A 15,432-nucleotide genomic window follows, 5' to 3' on the forward strand; every position below is an offset into this window, starting at 1 on the left:
ACGAAGTATTTAGGGTCTGGTTTTGTTTCCCGGTAATAGAAACAGAGGAATTCTAAGCTTTAGGCAATCGCAGCGGAATATTCTGTTGTGCCAGCCAGCTCTTCAGCGCCGGTTCGGGTGCGCTATCGCTGACCAGCAAATCAAAACGGCGCAATTCACCGATACGCGCGGGCAGCACTTTGCCAAATTTACTGCTGTCCGCCACCAGCACGCGCTGACGTGCGCGCAGCATCGCGTGGTGCTTCATCGCCAGCTCGTTAATGTTGTAGCAGGTGGCGCCCTGTTCCTGATCGATACCTGCCGCCGAAATAAAGGCCAGCGTCGGGCAGAGATCGTCGAGGATCGAATGCGCGCCAATCGGCGTGAACAGCGCGTTATCGGCGTGGAACTCACCGCCGCTCAGGATCACGTTGCAGGCCGGTTTCTCTTTCAACGCCAGGAAAGTGTTCATCGCGCAGCAGATGGCGGTGAACGGCAAGCTATCAGGTATCGCATCTACGATGTACGGCAGCGTGGTGCCGCAATCAAAAAATACCGTGTCATTTTCACTGATCAGATCCGCAGCAGCCTGCGCCAGGCGCTGTTTGCGTGCGGCGTTCTGACCGTGCTGATCGGAGATAAAGTAGTGTCCGGCGTGGCTTTTCGGATCGCTGACGATATAGCCGCCCAGCAGCACCACGGTTGAAGCCGGTTCGGTGAGATCGCGGCGGATGGTCATTTCCGACACGCCCAGCAGCTGCGCCGCGTCTTTCAGGTGCAGTTTATCGGTGCGTTTCAGCGCCTGAGCCAACTTGTGAATACGTTCGTCGCGCCGGGTTTCCATGATCATCTCTGCGTAATTAATCCTGAAGTCGAAGTGGCCTGGTCAAAAATCACGATAAATCTCACATATTTTAATGATTTGCGACGTATCCAGCAGGCCAGTTTTCAATCTTACCTGTAATGAGATCGGCCCGCAAACCTCATGCAATGCCGCCAACGTGTTGCTCTCAAGCCGCTTCGCTCTGATTCTCAATGTTGTTTCATTGTTAGAATAATAACATTCATTTCTACGAATGAAGGGCTGTTTATCGGCTTTTTATCAGGATGTCGAGGTGTGAAATTTATCACATAATTAACTTTATTAACCTGATATTGTTATTTTAATAACATTATAAAGCTAAAAATTCACCGGGAGAAAACAATGGATATTGCGGTTATTGGGTCAAATATGGTGGACCTCATTACCTATACCAATCAGCTGCCTAAAGCGGGCGAAACGCTGGAAGCACCCGATTTTGCCATCGGCTGCGGGGGTAAAGGTGCCAATCAGGCTGTGGCAGCGGCGAAGATGGGCGGCAGCGTGATGATGGTGAGTAAAGTCGGCGACGATCTGTTCGCGCCGAATACCGTGGCCAATCTGCAGCAGCAAGGCGTTGATACCCGCTTCGTCACCACCGCGCCAGGCACCTCCAGCGGCGTGGCACCGATCTTCGTCGACGATCAGTCGCAGAACCGCATTCTGATTATCAAAGGTGCCAACCAACAGTTGAAGCCAGCCGATATCGATGCCGCCGCTGACGCGTTGAAAAGCTGCCAGTTGATCATCCTGCAGCTGGAGATCCCGCTGGAGACCGTTTATTACGCCATTGATTTTGCCCGTCAGCATGACATCAAAGTGATCCTCAATCCGGCACCGGCGGTGGCGGATCTCAATATCGACTACGCCTGCAAATGCGACTTTTTCATGCCGAATGAAACCGAGCTGGAGATCCTCACCGGCATGCCGGTCACCACGGATGAAGAGGTGAAGCTGGCGGGGCAATCGTTGCTTAAACGTGGGCTGAAAAACCTGATCATCACGCTGGGCGGGCGCGGTTCGCTGTGGATGTCTGGCGACAGCGTGCATCAGGTTGCACCCACCGCAGTAAAAGCGGTGGACACCAGCGGCGCGGGCGATGCCTTTATCGGCTGCTTCGCCCACGAGCTGGTGAAAAGCGGCGATATCCCGGCCGCGATGGCGCAAGCCTCGGCTTATGCCGCCTGCAGCGTGACCGGTCGCGGCACGCAGCGCTCCTATCCCGACGCGGAAACCTTCCAGCGTTTTCTCAACGTTCACTGAGGTCGAGTTATGCAATCGAACATTGTTCAGCAATCTGATGGCTATCTGAATAAAACGCCGCTGTTCCAGTTCATTTTGCTCTCGTGCCTGTTCCCGTTGTGGGGCTGTGCGGCGAGTCTGAACGACATCCTGATCACCCAGTTCAAAAGCGTGTTCGCGTTAAGCGATTTCGCCAGCGCGCTGGTGCAGAGCGCGTTCTATGGCGGCTACTTCCTGATCGCTATTCCGGCCTCGCTGGTGATCCGCAAAGCCACCTATAAACTGGCGATTTTATTGGGCTTGGCGCTGTATATTGTGGGCTGCGTGCTGTTCTATCCTGCGTCGCACATGGCAACCTACACCATGTTCCTGGCAGCGATTTTCGCCATCGCTATCGGTTTGAGCTTCCTCGAAACCGCCGCCAACACCTACAGCTCGATGATTGGTCATCGCGATCACGCCACGCTGCGCCTGAATATCAGCCAGACTTTCTATCCGGTGGGCGCACTGATGGGCATCGTGCTGGGCAAATATCTGGTGTTTCAGGAGGGCGACAGTCTGGAAAGTCAGCTGGCCGGCATGAATGCGGAACAGGCGCATGCGTTCCGTCTCACCATGCTGGAGCATACGCTGGAACCCTACAAATATCTGGTGATGATGCTGGTGGTAGTGATGCTGCTGTTCCTTTTCACCCGCTATCCGCGCTGCAAACCGGAAAGCAGTGAAAAATCGTTGCCGTCGCTCGGCGAAACTTTCCGCTATCTGGCGGCGAATCGTCACTTCAAACGCGGGATTCTGGCGCAGTTCTTGTATGTCGGCATGCAGGTGGCGGTGTGGTCGTTCACCATTCGTCTGGCGCTGACGCTCGGCGCGGTCAATGAGCGCCATGCCTCTAACTTTATGATGTACAGCTTCATCGGCTTCTTTATCGGTAAATTTATCGCCAACGTCCTGATGACGCGCTTCCGTGCGGAAAAAGTGTTGATTGCCTACTCGCTGCTGGGTGTTCTGGCGCTGGCGTATGTGATGTTTGTGCCAAACTTTACCGCCGTGTATGCCGCCATCCTGGTCAGTGCGCTGTTTGGTCCGTGCTGGGCGACGATCTACGCTGGAACGCTGGCTACCGTCGATAACAAATACACCGAAGTAGCGGGCGCGTTTATCGTGATGTCGATTGTCGGTGCTGCCTTTATTCCTGCGATTCAGGGCTTCGTCTCCGATCATCTAGGATCGATGCAGCTGGCGTTCGGCGTTTCGCTGCTGTGCTTCGCCTGGGTGGGTTACTTCTTCTGGGGCGAGCTGCGTCATAAAAAACAGGCAGAAGCAGCCGGTCGTTTAGTTGAGGAGATGCCATGAAAACCCGTTTACCGTTACGTCGTGAGCAGTTTCATGAAACGCCAGCCACGCTGCTGCGCAACGAGACGTTCCACGTCGAGCTGTTTCGCTATCCCGCAGGCGTGGAAGCGGTACGCATCAGCAATCCACGCGGCACGGTGATCGTACTGCCGTTTTACGGTCAGATGGTGTGGGACGCCAACTTTGACGGCCATTCGCTGACCATGAGCCACAGCTTTAAGCAGCCGCTGCCCGGCAGTTCGATCATTGATACCTACGGCTGTTTCGCTTTCCACTCCGGGCTGCTGGCCAACGGCTGTCCGGCAGAGGATGACGATCATCCGCTGCATGGCGAAATGGCCTGCGCGCGCATGGACAGCGCATGGATCGTGCTGGAGGACGATCGCCTGTCGCTGGAGGGCGAAACCGAATATGTGAAGGGCTTTGGCCATCACTATCTTGCGGCACCGGCGGTGCGCCTTGAGGCCAATGCTGCGCGCCTGCACATTGAGATGAACGTCACTAACCTGGCAGGCGCGCCGATGCCGCTGCAGTATATGTGTCATCTGAACAGCGCCTGGCTGGATCAAGGGCGTTTCCAGCAGTCGATTCCGACCGATGCGTTCCAGCTGCGCAGTTCGATCCCGGCGCACGTCAAGCCTACCCCACAGTGGCGCGCATACACCGATCAACTGGCGCGCGATCCGCAGGCGTTTCAGCAGCTGGATCAGCCGCAGATGTGCGATCCGGAGATCGTGTTTTTCGCCGACGATCTCCAGCAGTACGGTGATGAGATGCAGTTCGAGCTGCACTCACCGCAAGGGTTTGCTCTGATGACACGCTTCTCCAGCCAACAGTTCCCGCACGCCACGCGCTGGATGCTGCATAACCGCGATCAGCAGGTCGCCGCCTATGTGCTGCCGTCAACCTGCCGCCCGGAGGGTTTCAAAGCCGCACAGCGCGCCGGCACGCTGATTGAGCTGGCCCCCGGCGAACAGCGTCACTTCAGCGTTGAGACCGGGATTTTGTAATCAATGGCGGTCTTAGGATCGCCATTTTAAAATCAATATCAACAGCGGATGTTGATATTAAAAATCATTTAAAAAATATCAAATATACCCCTATCTCCCCTCGGTTAATTGCAATGACCTAATGATTTAGATCAAATTATTAAATAAGAGGATGTGCATTATAGTTAACTGATTTAAATTTACGTTCAGGGAAGGATTATGGCATCTGTACCGATAGGACCTGGTGCATTAATTATTCAGAATAATATGCGTGAAGCCAGATGTAATGGTATGTCGAGAGGTATGGCGACACCGGCAACCTATTACTGGTTTTATCAAAAAGTACGCAATCGCGGCCCTTGGGATTACAAACAATTCGACTTCAATTGGGCTGCTTTTGGAAACTTCAATTTTGGCGCTTCAGGCAGAGCGGCTGGCATACCCGATGACATTTTGCTGATGGGCGCGGGATTTGCTCAAACACTCGCTGGCACATCAAAACCTCGCTGGGGAAAGTGGTATGATGTTCCTCCCTATGGAGATGATCCCACAGATCAACGCAATATACGCGAGGGAATTGAGTATGCTAAACAGCACGGTTATTAAGCGATTTCATTTGATACTGACTCTTCTTTTGCTGATTATTATTGGTTTTTTAGTCATCGGTAATGAAAGCTCACGCGATAATGATGTGTTGAAGCGTAGTCAAAAAATCAATCAATCTTCCTGGCTATATATGACTGAATACAGTGCTGGCGGTGCCACTGTTCCTGTTATTTATCGATATTATTTAACCAGTGAGATTACCGGCAACGAAAAACAAGTTTTAAATAAACTTAAAACGTTGGAACCTCTCATTGAAGGTGTAGGAAGCATCCGCTCAATTAACATATCAGCTAATGGGCATATCACCTTTGGATGGAGTGGAAAAATAGTGTCAGTGAGCAGTAAAGTTGGCACGGCAGATTTTGAATTTGAAAATTAATTAAAATATTTAAAATGCTCGAAACGACGTGCCTCCTGCTTGTAGACGCGGCCGTTAAGCCGCTCTTTTGAATTATCAAGCTCAACTAAATCGCTACTAATCCGCGTACGCCGTCGGCTTCCATGGCGGATCCGGCGCCGCGCTGCACGATCTCGCCGCGTGACATCACCAGATAGCTGTCGGCCAGTTCGGCGGCGAAATCGTAAAACTGCTCGACGAGCAGGATCGCCATATCGCCGCGCTGTGCCAGCTGACGGATCACCGCACCGATCTCCTTGATCACCGACGGCTGGATCCCTTCGGTTGGCTCATCGAGGATCAACAGCTTTGGTGAACAGGCGAGGGCGCGGCCAATCGCCAGTTGCTGCTGTTGTCCGCCCGACAGGTCGCCGCCGCGGCGCGCTTTCATCTCACGTAGCACCGGAAACAGTTGATAGATCTCCTCCGGCACCGCTTTGGCCTGTGCGCCGGAAAAACGCGCCAGCCCCATCAGCAGATTCTCTTCCACCGTCAGACGCGGGAAGATTTCGCGCCCCTGCGGCACATAAGCGATACCGGCCTGCACGCGCTGATGCGGCTTGCGGCTGTTGATCACATTATCCTGCCAGCGAATTTCGCCGGATTTAGCCGGAATCAGCCCCATCAAACATTTCAGCAACGTGGTTTTACCCACGCCGTTACGTCCCAGCAGGCAGGTAATTTCACCCGGCTTCGCTTCAAACGACAGGCCGCGCAGAATGTGGCTGCCGCCGTAATATTGATTCAGTTCCGCGACTTGCAGCATGTTAACGCCCCAGATAAACGTCGATAACCCGATCGTCCGCCTGCACTTCGCGTAACGATCCCTCGGCCAAAACCTGGCCCTGATGCAGCACGGTGACGTGATCGGCAATGGTTTCAACAAAGCCCATGTCGTGCTCGACCACCATCAGCGAATGCTTACCGGCGAGACTGCGAAACAGCTCGGCGGTGTATTCGGTTTCGGCATCGGTCATGCCGGCTGCCGGTTCATCCAGCAGCAGCAGATGCGGGTCCTGTACCAGCAGCATGCCGATTTCCAGAAACTGCTTCTGGCCGTGCGACAGCAAACCGGCTTTGCGCTGGCGTTCGGCACCCAGCCGCAGCAGTTTTAGCACCTCATCAATGCGATCCTGCTGCTCGCCGTTCAGCCGCGCACGCAGGCTGGCCCACACTGATTTGTCGTTTTTCAGCGCGATTTCCAGATTCTCAAATACCGTTAGCGCTTCGAATACCGTGGGTTTCTGGAACTTGCGCCCAATACCGGCGCGCGCGATCTCCACCGGCGACATTTTGCTGAGATCGGTATCCTGGTCGTAGATCACCTGGCCATTATCCGGCCGGGTTTTACCGGTGATCACATCCATCAGCGTGGTTTTTCCCGCGCCGTTGGGGCCGATCACGCAGCGCAGTTCGCCCACGCCGATCTTCAGTGAGAGATCGGTGAGCGCACGAAAGCCGTCGAACGAGACGTTGATCTTCTCCAGCTGCAATACCGGATCGCTTTGTTCACGATAGCGATCCGAGGGATGAGGTTGGGTAAACAGTTGTTCAGTCATCACGCCTCCGGCGCAGCAGGCCAATCACGCCACGCGGCAGGAACAGCGTGACCAGGATAAACATCAGGCCAAGGAAAAACAGCCAATATTCCGGGAAGGCGACGGTGAACCAGCTTTTGGCTCCGTTAACGATGGCGGCACCAAGCAGCGGACCAATCAGCGTGCCGCGTCCGCCCAGCGCCACCCATATCGCCGCTTCAATCGAGTTGGTTGGCGACATTTCGCTGGGGTTGATAATGCCAACCTGCGGCACGTAGAGCGCGCCCGCCAGCCCGCACAGCACCGCCGACAGCGTCCAGACAAACAGCTTGAAGCCTTTGGGATCGTATCCGATGAACATCAGGCGGTTCTCCGCATCGCGCACTGCGGTCAACACGCGGCCAAACTTGCTGCGTGCCAGCGCGAAGCCAATGCCGAGGCTGACCAGCAGCAGCAGCACCGTGGCGACAAACAGTCCAATACGCGTGCCGGTAGCGGTGACGTTAAAGCCGAGCAATGTGGTGAAGCCGGTAAAGCCGTTATTACCGCCGAAGCCAGTTTCGTTGCGGAAAAACAGCAGCATGCCAGCGTAGGTCAGCGCCTGCGTCATGATTGAGAAGTAAACGCCTTTGATTTTCGAGCGGAAGGCGAAGAAGCCAAACACCAGCGCCAGTAAACCCGGCACCAGCATGATCAGGCACAGCGCCCAGGCAAAATGTTGCGTGCCCGCCCAAAACCACGGCAGCTCACTCCATGAAAGAAAAGACATGAACGCAGGCAGGCCGTCGCCGGATGCCTGGCGCATCAAATACATGCCCATCGCATAGCCGCCAAGCGCGAAGAACAGGCCGTGACCGAGCGACAGCAGTCCGGCGTAACCCCACACCAAATCGAGCGCCACCGCGACCACGGCGTAACAGAGAATCTTGCCGACCAGCGTTAGCGTGTAGGTGGAGATCGCCAGCGGATGGGTGGCGGGCAGCAGGGCGCAGAACGGCAGCGCCAGCAGCAGCACAGCGATCACCACGCCGAGGCTGAGCGTCAGGCGTGGCGCTTTGCGCGCAATAGTTAACGTCATTGGCTGGCTCATCAGTCAATCACCCTCCCTTTGAAGGCAAACAGGCCCTGCGGACGTTTCTGGATAAACAGCACGATCAGCACGAGGATGAGGATTTTTCCCAGCACCGCGCCAATCTGCGGCTCCAGCACTTTGTTAAGAATGCCAAGACCAAAGGCCGCGACCACGGTGCCCGCCAGTTGGCCGACGCCACCCAGCACCACCACGAGGAAGGAGTCGATGATGTAGCCCTGACCGAGCTCCGGCCCGACGTTGCCGAGCTGCGACAGCGCCACGCCGCCGAGTCCGGCGATGCCAGAACCGAGGCCAAACGCCAGCATATCGATGCGTCCGGTCGGCACGCCGCAGCAGTCGGCCATTGCGCGGTTTTGCGTCACGGCGCGCACGCTCAGGCCGAGACGGGTTTTATTCAGCAGTAGCCAGGTGAGGGCCAGCACGGCAAACACGAACAGGATCACCGCGATACGGTTGTACGGCAGCACCAGATTCGGTAATAGCTGCAGCCCGCCGGAGAGCCAGCCTGGGTTCGCCACTTCCAGGTTCTGCGCGCCAAACAGCATGCGCACCAGTTGAATCAGCATCAGGCTGATACCCCAGGTGGCGAGCAGCGTTTCCAGCGGACGTCCGTACAGATGGCGGATGATGGTGCGCTCCAGCAGCATGCCCATACCGGCGGTGACCAGAAAGGCCACCGGCAGCGCCAGCAGCGGATACCACGCCAGCCACTGCGGTGCGAACTGCTGGAACAGGCTTTGCACAAACCAGGTGGCGTAGGCACCCAGCATCAGCATTTCGCCGTGCGCCATGTTAATTACCCCCAGCAGGCCGTAGGTGATCGCCAGACCGAGCGCGGCCAGCAGCAGAATCGAACCGAGCGACAGGCCGGTAAACGCCTGACCGAGCAGATCGCCCCACATCAGGCGCTGTTTAATCTGCTTCAGGCTGGCGGCGGCGGCATCACGCACGCTGGCATCGGGTTCATTGCTGGCCTGGGTTAAGCGCGTGAGGCTGGCCTGCATGTTGGGATCGCTGGATTCGCCGAGCAGTTTGACAGCCTTAAGGCGCAGCGCGGCATCCGGGCTGGCGAGTTGCAGGTTGGCCGCTGCCATCAGCAGTACGTCGTGCACTTTCGCGTCTTTTTCCAGCGTCAGACGCTGCTCAATCAGCGGCAGCATGTCGGCGACGCCATCATTTTGCAGTTGTTGTGCGGCACGTAAACGGATCGCGGCATCATCGCTCACCAGCTGATGGGCGGCGAGGGCGCTGGCGATCAATACGCGCAGGCGGTTGTTCATGAACAGCTTTTTGGTGTCGCCGTCGGGCTGTTGCGCGCTGTCGAGCGGCTGCAACGCTTCACCTTGTTTGCTGAACGGCTGCTGTTTTTGGTCGATGACCACGGTTTCATTGCGCAGCGCCTGCAGCAGCGGCAAGCGACTGGCCTGCGGTGCGGCGGCCCACTGCTGGAGCAGCGTGGCTTGTTGCGCGCGGCTGGCGGCCGCGAAGTCTGCGCCATCGCCCGCCTGGGCGAGCCAGGGCAGCAGTAACAGCAGACAGCAGAGATAACGGCGGATTGTCATGGTTCTGGCCCTGATGGTGAGAAGTTGTGCTGGGCGGGGATTGGTGTTGCTGTCCCCCATCCCGGCCTTCCCCCATGAATGGGGGAAGGAGACGCTGCCACATGCATGTTCATTGCTGGCATTGGGCAACGTCTTCCTCCCCCATTCATGGGGGAGGACCGAGGAGGGGGACAACCAGCACAACCCCTACTGCGTTGATTTCACCGGATGGTCCGGCTTCTTATCATTACCCGCAATGTACGGGCTCCACGGCTGGGCGCGTACCGGTTGCTCGGTCTGCCACACCACGTTGAACTGACCGTTCTCTTCCACTTCACCAATCATCACTGGCTTGTGCAGGTGATGGTTGGTTTTATCCATGGTCAGGGTGAAACCGTCCGGCGCTTTAAAGGTTTGTCCCGCCATCGCCGCGCGCACTTTATCCACATCGGTGGTGCCCGCTTTCTCTACCGCCTGCGCCCACATGTGCAGGCCAACGTAGGTCGCTTCCATCGGGTCGTTGGTCACCACGGTGTTGGCGTTCGGTAGATTGTGTGCCTTAGCGTAAGCACGGTAATCCTTCACAAACTGCGCGTTGGTTGGGTTATCCACCGACTCGAAGTAGTTCCACGCCGCTAACTGCCCGACCAGCGGTTTAGTATCAATGCCGCGCAGCTCTTCCTCGCCGACTGAGAAGGCGATTACCGGAATATCGGTCGCTTTAATGCCCTGGTTGGCCAGCTCTTTGTAGAACGGCACGTTGGAGTCGCCGTTGATGGTAGAGATCACCGCGGTTTTGCCACCGGCAGAGAACTTCTTAATGTTGGAGACGATGGTCTGATAATCGCTGTAACCAAACGGCGTATAGACCTCTTCGATGTCTTTATCCTGTACCCCTTTGGTGTGCAGGAAGGCGCGCAGAATCTTGTTGGTGGTGCGCGGATAGACGTAGTCGGTGCCCAGCAGGAAGAAGCGTTTCGCGCTGCCGCCATCTTCACTCATCAGGTATTCCACCGCCGGAATCGCCTGCTGGTTCGGCGCGGCGCCGGTGTAGAACACGTTCGGCGACATCTCTTCGCCTTCGTACTGCACCGGATAGAACAGCAGGCCATTCAGCTCCTCAAACACCGGCAGCACTGATTTGCGCGATACCGAGGTCCAGCAGCCAAACACCGCCGCCACTTTGTCCTGCGTCAGCAGCTGGCGCGCTTTCTCAGCGAACAGCGGCCAGTTGGAGGCCGGATCGACCACCACCGGTTCCAGCTTTTTGCCCAGCACGCCGCCTTTGGCGTTGATCTCATCGATAGTCATCAGCGCCACATCCTTCAGCGGCGTTTCGGAGATCGCCATGGTGCCGGAGAGCGAGGACATAATGCCGACCTTGATGGTGTCAGCAGCCTGCGCCGCAAAGGCAAAGCCCATGCTGGCCACAGAGGCAGAGAGCGCGAAAGCCTTGAGCAACGAACGTCTTTTCATCAGTAAACCCCTCACGATGTTTGTATTGTTATTCAATGGGTTGAAGTCGAGCCTGCTGTAACATATGCAATGTGATCTTTCTGACCTCTGCCTTACTGACGGCAATATGGTCGGTTAAAATGCGCTGCGCCTCCTCGGTTTGTTGCTGGAAAATCGCCCGTAAAATCTGAGCGTGCTCGCGGTATGTCGCCTCCATTCGGTCGTCTCGGGTAAAATCGAGACGGCGAATGATGCGGATTTTTTCGGTCAGTTCGGCGTGGATGCGCGCCATCTCCTGATTGCCAGCGGCGGCCACCAGCGCCATGTGAAAGGCTTCATCCTGCGCCGAAACCGCTTTGCCATCGGCCAGCGGCGGTGCATCCATCCAGAAGCTTTTCAGCGCGGTGAGCATGTCGATGCACTGCGGTGCGGGCAGTGCGCACAAGCGGCGCACCGCTTCGCACTCCAGCACGGTGCGAAAGTCGTACAGCTCTTCGAAATATTCAAAGTCAAACGGCTTCACCTGCCAGCCGCTGCGGAACCACACTTCGACGTAGCCCTCGCGCTCCAGCCAGAACAGCGCCTGACGCACCGGCGTGCGGCTCACTTCCAGCCGATCGGCGATTTCGTTTTCGCTGAAGCGATCGCCCGGCATCAGTCGGAACTCAAAAATGTCCTGTTTCAGCGCCTGATAAACCTTTTCGGCCAGCGCTTCCGGACGACCTTTGCTACGAGGGCTCGTATTCATGCCGACTCCTTATTCCAGCCACAGCAGGGCATCGCCCGGACTCACCGGACGTCCTGCCTGGCAGGCAATGCGTTTCACCGTGCCGGCCTGCGGCGCGACAATCGCCAGTTCCATTTTCATCGCTTCCACGATGATCAGCGTTTGACCGGCTTCCACCGCGTCGCCCGGCTGCACCAGCACTTTCCAGATGTTGCCGTTCATATCGGCGCACACCGCCAGCGCATCGTCGTCGGCTTCGGCCACCACCAGCGTCTCCTCGCTGGTGAGCGGCGCGTTCTGCTCTTCCTGCGCCCACAGCGTCACTTCCTGTTCGAAGGCGGCGGACTGACGCTGGCGGAAATCACTGATCGATGCGGCATTTTCCGCCAGGAATTGATGATGGGCGGCGAAGTCGAAGACCGTTTCTTCGATGCGCACCGTGGCGCGGCCTTCGCGGAAGTCATCGCGCAGCTGCGTCAGTTCGTTTTCCGTTACCGGATAAAAGCGCACCTGATCGAAGAAGTGCAGCAGCCACGGCTCGTCGGCCGCAAACTGCTCGTTTTTCAGGAACTTGTTCCAGATTGGTAGTGTGCGGCCCACCAACTGATAGCCGCCGGGTGAATCCATGCCGTAGATGCACATGTACATGCCGCCAATGCCGACCGTGCCTTCGGCGGTAAAGGTGCGCGCCGGGCTGTATTTGGAGCTCAGCAGGCGATGGCGTGGATCGATCGGTACCGCGCACGGCGCGCCGAGATAGACATCGCCAAGGCCGAGAATCAGGTAGCTGGCATCAAAAAGGGTGTCGCGCACCGCTTCGCGGCTCGGCAGGCCATTAATACGCTGGATAAAATCGACGTTATTTGGCAGCCACGGCGCGCTGGCACGCACGGTTTCCTGATAACGTTCGACCGCGCCGAGCGTGGCGCTATCTTCGAAGGCCATCGGCATCCAGACAATGCGCGACGGCACTTTCAGCTGGCTGACATCGCCGAGCCCGGCTTCCAGTTCCAGCAGCAGCTGCATCAGCTGTTTCTGGCTGAGAATCAGGCTGTCGTAGCGTACCTGCAGAGAGCGCACGCCCGGCGACAGCTCTTCCACGCCCGGCACCGCGCGTTCACGTAGCGCATTCATCAGCAGATGCACGCGCAGACGCAGCGCCAGATCCAGCACGTTATCGCCGTACTCAATCAGCACATATTTGTCGCCCGCCTGGCGATAAACCGCCGCTGGCGTGGTTGCCGTGGCGGGGAGCGCCGCCAGCAAGGTGGCGGAACCGATAGCGCTGGCTGCTAAAGAGGGCACCGCAAAGGCCGGCGCGTGGCTGCTGCGCAGCGTGGCCACGCTGTGCGCCTGCGCTTTTTCCAGCGCCACCGCTTCGTCGGCGCTGATTGGGTGGAAGCGAATTTTATCGCCCGGTTTCACCTGGCCGACTTTCCACAGTTCGGCTTTGGCGATGGTCACCGGGCAGACGAAGCCGCCGAGGCTAGGGCCGTCGTGCGTCAGGATCACCGGGAAGTCGCCGGTGAAGTTCACCGCGCCGATGGCGTATTCGCAGTCATGCACGTTGGACGGATGCAGGCCGGCTTCGCCGCCGTTGGCGCGCGTCCATGTCGGTTTCGGGCCAACCAAACGCACGCCGAGGCGGTTGGAGTTGTAGTGCACCTGCCAGTCGCTGGCAAAGAACTCATCAATCGCCGCCTGAGTGAAGAAATCCGGTGCGCCATGCGGTCCATACAATACGCCGATGCGCCATTCAGTGCCGTAGTGCGGCACCAGCGCATGATCGAGCGCCTGCGGTGCGCTGACCGGCGCGGGCGTGGTGCAGGCGGCAAGCTGCGGCTGGGAGATTGGCAGCATGTCGGCGACGCGCAGAGTGCGTCCGGCGTGGCCGCCAAACTGGCCGAGCGAGAAGGTTGAGCGGCTGCCGAGATATTCCGGCACGTCGAAACCGTTGCGTACCGCTAAGTAGGTGCGACAGCCGCTCTGTGCACGGCCCAGCGTCAGGGTTTGTCCCGCTTTGACGCTGACGGGCTGCCAGTACGCGATGCTTTCACCATCGACATCCGCCGCGCAATCAGCGCCTGTCAGGGCGATGACGGCATCGCTGTGGAAGCGCAGCGTCGGGCCTTGCAGAGTGAATTCGAGGCCCGCGGCGCTGTCGTGGTTGCCGACAATGCGGTTGGCCAGGCGGAAGGCGAAATCGTCCATTGGGCCGGACGGTGGCACGCCGATATCCCAGTAGCCGAGGCGGCCAGGGAAATCCTGAATGCTGCTGAAAGTACCGGGTTGCAGCACTTCAATCACGCTGGCGGCTGGCGTGAAGCTATCAAGGAAACGCGTCCACACGTTGCCGCTGCGGAAGGCGTCGGTGGCGACGATCTGGCGCAGATAATCGAGATTGCTGGCGATGCCATGCAGCTGCGTGGCGTCGAGCGCCTGCTGCATCTTCGCCAGCGCCGCTGCGCGCGTGTCGGCATGCACGATCAGTTTGGCGACCATCGGATCGTAAAACGCCGAGACTTCGGTGCCGGTAGCGATCCAGCCATCAACGCGCACGTCATCCGGGAAACTGACGTGGGTCAGCACGCCGGGGCTGGGCTGGAAGTTTTTCAGCGGATCTTCGGCGTAGATACGCACTTCAATCGATGCGCCAGCGGGCGCTTGCTGCAGGCGCGCCCAGTCGAGGGCATCGCCAGCGGCGACTTTCAGCATGCACTCAACCAGATCGAGGCCGGTAACACATTCGGTGACCGGATGTTCAACCTGCAGGCGGGTGTTCACTTCGAGGAAGTAGAAGGCATCTTGTTCGGCGTCGTAGATGTATTCCACCGTACCGGCGCTGCGATAATTCACCAGCTCGCCAAGGCGCACCGCAGAAGAGAGCAGCGCTTCACGCGTTGCCTGCGGCAGATTCGGTGCAGGCGTCTCTTCTACCACTTTCTGGTTGCGGCGCTGCAGCGAACAGTCGCGTTCGCCGAGCGCGATCACTTTGCCGCTGCCGTCGCCAAAAATCTGCACTTCAACGTGGCGCGCGCGATCGATGCAGCGTTCTAAAAACACGCCCGCATCGCTGAAGAACTGCTCGCCAAGGCGGCGCACGCTCTCCCACGCATTGCGCAGCGCATCGGCGTCGGCGCAGCGCGTCAGGCCAATGCCGCCACCGCCCGCGGTGCTTTTCAGCATCACCGGATAGCCGATGGTGTCGGCGGCGCTTAAGGCTTCTTCCAGCGAACTCAGCAGCGGCGTGCCCGGCGTCATTGGCACGCCCGCGCTGGCGGCAAGCTCACGCGCGCGGTGTTTCAGGCCAAACTCGCCAATCTGCTGCGCGGTGGGGCCGACAAAGGCGATGCCGGCTTTTTCACAGGCATCGGCAAACGGCAGGCTTTCTGACAGGAAACCGTAGCCCGGCCAGATGGCTTGCGCGCCGGTTTCCTGTGCGGCTGCGAGGATTTTATCGATGCGTAAATAGCTGTCGCTGGCTTTGTCGCCGCCGAGGGCGATGGCGACGTCTGCTTCTTTGACGTGGCTCGCGTTGCGGTCAGCATCGGAATAGACGGCGACGCTTTTCACGCCGAGGCGTTTTAAGGTGCGAATGGCGCGGCAGGCGATTTCGCCACGGTTAGCAATCAGAACGGTGCTGAACATGC

At 57.9% G+C, this 15,432-nt stretch carries 13 protein-coding genes; 5 read left to right on the forward strand and 8 right to left on the reverse strand.

Translation table 11 applies throughout. The features are described 5' to 3' along the window. Positions 1 to 52: 52 nt before the first annotated feature. A complete protein-coding gene (gene deoR, locus PO881_RS03005) occupies positions 53 to 823 on the reverse strand; it encodes a DNA-binding transcriptional repressor DeoR (protein ID WP_280172867.1) in 771 nt (256 codons plus the stop codon). A gap of 360 nt (positions 824 to 1,183) precedes the next feature. On the opposite strand from deoR, the gene rbsK reads away from it, so the two are divergent. From rbsK to PO881_RS03030, 5 genes are all read left to right on the forward strand, one after another. Next, a complete protein-coding gene (gene rbsK / locus PO881_RS03010) occupies positions 1,184 to 2,101 on the forward strand; it encodes a ribokinase (protein ID WP_222185227.1) in 918 nt (305 codons plus the stop codon). Between the two features lie 9 nt (positions 2,102 to 2,110). Further along, positions 2,111 to 3,436, forward strand: a complete 1,326-nt coding sequence (gene fucP / locus PO881_RS03015) for an L-fucose:H+ symporter permease (RefSeq protein WP_280172435.1) — start codon at positions 2,111 to 2,113, stop codon at positions 3,434 to 3,436. After that, entirely contained in the window at positions 3,433 to 4,446 is a 1,014-nt protein-coding gene (locus tag PO881_RS03020) for an aldose 1-epimerase family protein (RefSeq protein WP_280172436.1), read from the forward strand. The genes fucP and PO881_RS03020 overlap by 4 nt, the downstream gene beginning before the upstream one ends. 198 nt (positions 4,447 to 4,644) lie before the next feature. After that, positions 4,645 to 5,031, forward strand: coding sequence for a polymorphic toxin type 44 domain-containing protein (locus PO881_RS03025; RefSeq protein ID WP_192412430.1), 387 nt, complete (start codon positions 4,645 to 4,647; stop codon positions 5,029 to 5,031). Further along, positions 5,009 to 5,410, forward strand: a complete 402-nt coding sequence (locus PO881_RS03030; RefSeq protein WP_277974498.1) for a hypothetical protein — start codon at positions 5,009 to 5,011, stop codon at positions 5,408 to 5,410. The genes PO881_RS03025 and PO881_RS03030 overlap by 23 nt, the downstream gene beginning before the upstream one ends. Positions 5,411 to 5,495: 85 nt before the next feature. On the opposite strand, the gene urtE is transcribed toward PO881_RS03030, so the two are convergent. The 7 genes from urtE to uca form a co-directional block, all read right to left on the reverse strand. Then, a complete protein-coding gene (urtE, locus tag PO881_RS03035) occupies positions 5,496 to 6,194 on the reverse strand; it encodes an urea ABC transporter ATP-binding subunit UrtE (RefSeq protein WP_137385120.1) in 699 nt (232 codons plus the stop codon). A gap of 1 nt (position 6,195) precedes the next feature. After that, positions 6,196 to 6,987, reverse strand: coding sequence for an urea ABC transporter ATP-binding protein UrtD (gene urtD / locus PO881_RS03040; protein ID WP_110867489.1), 792 nt, complete (start codon positions 6,985 to 6,987; stop codon positions 6,196 to 6,198). Then, a complete protein-coding gene (urtC, locus tag PO881_RS03045; protein WP_192412424.1) occupies positions 6,980 to 8,056 on the reverse strand; it encodes an urea ABC transporter permease subunit UrtC in 1,077 nt (358 codons plus the stop codon). The genes urtD and urtC overlap by 8 nt, the downstream gene beginning before the upstream one ends. After that, positions 8,056 to 9,621 carry an urea ABC transporter permease subunit UrtB gene (urtB, locus tag PO881_RS03050; RefSeq protein WP_280172437.1) on the reverse strand — a complete coding sequence of 522 codons (1,566 nt, stop codon included), beginning with the start codon at positions 9,619 to 9,621 and terminating at the stop codon, positions 8,056 to 8,058. Before urtB ends, urtC begins: the two co-directional genes overlap by 1 nt. Before the next feature lie 186 nt (positions 9,622 to 9,807). After that, the gene (urtA, locus tag PO881_RS03055; protein ID WP_277976763.1) at positions 9,808 to 11,076 is read right to left on the reverse strand and encodes an urea ABC transporter substrate-binding protein; all 1,269 of its coding nucleotides are present in this window, start codon (positions 11,074 to 11,076) and stop codon (positions 9,808 to 9,810) included. 28 nt (positions 11,077 to 11,104) lie between these two features. Next, positions 11,105 to 11,803 carry a GntR family transcriptional regulator gene (locus PO881_RS03060; protein WP_192412422.1) on the reverse strand — a complete coding sequence of 233 codons (699 nt, stop codon included), beginning with the start codon at positions 11,801 to 11,803 and terminating at the stop codon, positions 11,105 to 11,107. A gap of 9 nt (positions 11,804 to 11,812) precedes the next feature. Further along, the gene (gene uca, locus PO881_RS03065) at positions 11,813 to 15,430 is read right to left on the reverse strand and encodes an urea carboxylase (protein WP_280172438.1); all 3,618 of its coding nucleotides are present in this window, start codon (positions 15,428 to 15,430) and stop codon (positions 11,813 to 11,815) included. Positions 15,431 to 15,432: the final 2 nt, after the last annotated feature.

The sequence above is a fragment of the Pantoea sp. SS70 genome, assembly GCF_029866845.1.
GTDB classification, from domain to species: Bacteria; Pseudomonadota; Gammaproteobacteria; order Enterobacterales; family Enterobacteriaceae; genus Pantoea; species Pantoea leporis.